General features: G+C 72.7%; 2 protein-coding genes. One reads left to right on the top strand and one right to left on the bottom strand.

Going from position 1 to position 2,481, the window contains the following annotated elements:
* The first annotated feature begins 40 nt into the window (after window positions 1–40).
* Window positions 41–1,732 carry a flavin monoamine oxidase family protein gene (locus tag C6N75_RS28615; RefSeq protein ID WP_105871753.1) on the top strand — a complete coding sequence of 564 codons (1,692 nt, stop codon included), beginning with the start codon at window positions 41–43 and terminating at the stop codon, window positions 1,730–1,732.
* Between the two features lie 114 nt (window positions 1,733–1,846).
* Here the strand turns inward: C6N75_RS28615 and C6N75_RS28610 are convergent.
* On the bottom strand, window positions 1,847–2,481 hold a 635-nt coding region (locus tag C6N75_RS28610), incomplete at its 5' end, for a DUF5995 family protein (protein ID WP_322888086.1).

Here is a 2,481-nt window from a genome sequence, read left to right as displayed (position 1 = left end):
CCGCCCCGCCCCCACGTCGCCCGCAAGGAGTCCGCACCCCATGACGTCCACGGTGCCCACCGCCGTCCAGCACACCGACGCTCAGCCGCCGATCACCATGTTCGGTCCGGACTTCCCGTACGCCTACGACGACTTCCTGGCCTCCCCGGCCGGCCTCGGCCAGATACCGGCCACCGAGCACGGCACCGAGGTCGCCGTCATCGGCGGCGGACTGTCCGGCATCGTCGCCGCCTACGAGCTGATGAAGATGGGCCTCAAGCCCGTCGTCTACGAGGCCGACCAGATCGGCGGCCGGCTGCGCACCGTCGGCTTCGAGGGCTGCGACCCGGCGCTCACCGCCGAGATGGGCGCCATGCGCTTCCCGCCGTCCTCCACGGCGCTCCAGCACTACATCGACCTGGTGGGCCTGAAGACCGCGCCGTTCCCCAACCCGCTGGCCGAGTGCACCCCCTCCACGGTGGTCGACCTCAAGGGCGAGTCGCACTACGCGGAGACCGTCGAGGACCTCCCGCAGGTCTACCGGGACGTCGCCGACGCCTGGGCCGCCTGCCTGGAGGAGGGCGCCGACTTCTCCGACATGAACCGCGCCCTGCGCGAGCGGGACGTGCCGCGCATCCGCGAGATCTGGTCCAGGCTGGTGGAGAAGCTGGACAACCAGACCTTCTACGGCTTCCTCTGCGACTCCGAGGCGTTCAAGTCCTTCCGCCACCGGGAGATCTTCGGCCAGGTCGGCTTCGGCACCGGCGGCTGGGACACCGACTTCCCCAACTCCATCCTGGAGATCCTGCGCGTCGTCTACACCGAGGCCGACGACCACCACCGCGGCATCGTCGGCGGCTCCCAGCAGCTCCCGGTGCGCCTGTGGGAGCGCGAGCCGGAGAAGATCACGCACTGGCCGCTGGGCACCTCGCTGTCCTCGCTGCACGACGGCGCGCCCCGCCCGGCCGTCACCCGGCTGAACCGCACCGCCGGCAACCGGATCACCGTCACCGACGCCGACGGCGACATCCGTACCTACCAGGCGGCCATCTTCACCGCCCAGTCCTGGCTGCTGCTGTCCAAGATCGCCTGCGACGACTCGCTGTTCCCCATCGACCACTGGACGGCGATGGAGCGCACCCACTACATGGAGTCCTCCAAGCTGTTCGTCCCGGTGGACCGGCCGTTCTGGCTGGACAAGGACGAGACCACCGGCCGGGACACCATGTCGATGACGCTCACCGACCGGATGACCCGCGGCACCTACCTGCTGGACGACGGCCCCGACAAGCCGGCCGTCATCTGCCTGTCGTACACCTGGTGCGACGACAGCCTGAAGTGGCTGCCGCTGTCGGCGAACGAGCGCATGGAGGTCATGCTCAAGTCGCTCGGCGAGATCTACCCGAACGTCGACATCCGCAAGCACGTCATCGGCAACCCGGTGACCGTCTCCTGGGAGAACGAGCCCTGGTTCATGGGCGCGTTCAAGGCCAACCTGCCCGGCCACTACCGCTACCAGCGCCGCCTGTTCACGCACTTCATGCAGGACCGGCTGCCCGAGGACAAGCGGGGCGTCTTCCTGGCCGGTGACGACATCTCCTGGACGGCCGGCTGGGCCGAGGGCGCCGTGCAGACCGCGCTGAACGCCGTGTGGGGCGTGATGCACCACTTCGGCGGCGCCACCGACGCCACCAACCCCGGCCCCGGCGACCTCTACGACGAGATCGCCCCGGTCGAGCTGCCGGAGGACTGACCGACCCGTTCGGTACGACGGCGACGGGCCGGCCCCAGAGTGGGGGCCGGCCCGTCGGCGTACACCGGGGGCACCGCCGTACACCGGGCCCGTCGCCGTGGGCCGGGCGCGCGCTCAGGGGCGGGGGAGCGGCGCCGGGGTCAGCAGTATCCGGCCCGCCAGCCCCACCGAGCGGTCCAACTGGGCGGCGTACTCCGCGCCCAGGCCCTCCGCCGCGCCCGGCCGCTGGAGCTGCCACAGCGTCCGGGCCGCCAGCCAGGCCGCCTCCCGGGCCCGCTCCGGACGGCGGCAGCCCAGCAGATGGACCAGCGGATCGGACAGCTCCAACTGCTCGGGCTCCGGCGTCAGCTCCTCACGGACCCGCTCCTCCAGCAGCACCAGCAGATCGGCCGTCCACTCGAAGGCGTCCGCCAGCTCCTCGGGAGCGCGGCGCAGCGCCCGGCAGGTCTCCACCAGCGCCAGCGGCAGGTCGTGGCCCAACTGGGCGTTGAACCCGGCGAGCGCGAACTGCACCGGACGTACGCCGGGATGGCGTCGCACGGCGGGCAGCGGCCGCCAGCAGGCGGGCGCCCTGCCCCCGGCGGCGGCCGTCTCCAGCGCGGCCAGCGCCCGTCCCGCGCACCGCAGGGCCAGGCCGGCGGCCGTGCGCCGCTCCAGGCGGTCGGCGGCGGCGTGCCGGGCCGCCTCCGCCGCCACCGGCAGGTAGGCCCGCAGGAAGACCGCCACCCCGTCCGCGGCCCGCCCCCGGC

The organism is Streptomyces solincola (genome assembly GCF_002982015.1).
Taxonomy (GTDB): Bacteria; Actinomycetota; Actinomycetes; order Streptomycetales; family Streptomycetaceae; genus Streptomyces; species Streptomyces solincola.
This window is presented reverse-complemented; position numbering and strand designations above follow the sequence as displayed.

Bases quoted from the DNA above. Each gene is read 5' to 3' on its own strand.
- C6N75_RS28615 (WP_105871753.1), top strand. From the start codon at position 41: ATGACGTCCACGGTGCCCACCGCCGTCCAGCACACCGACGCTCAGCCG.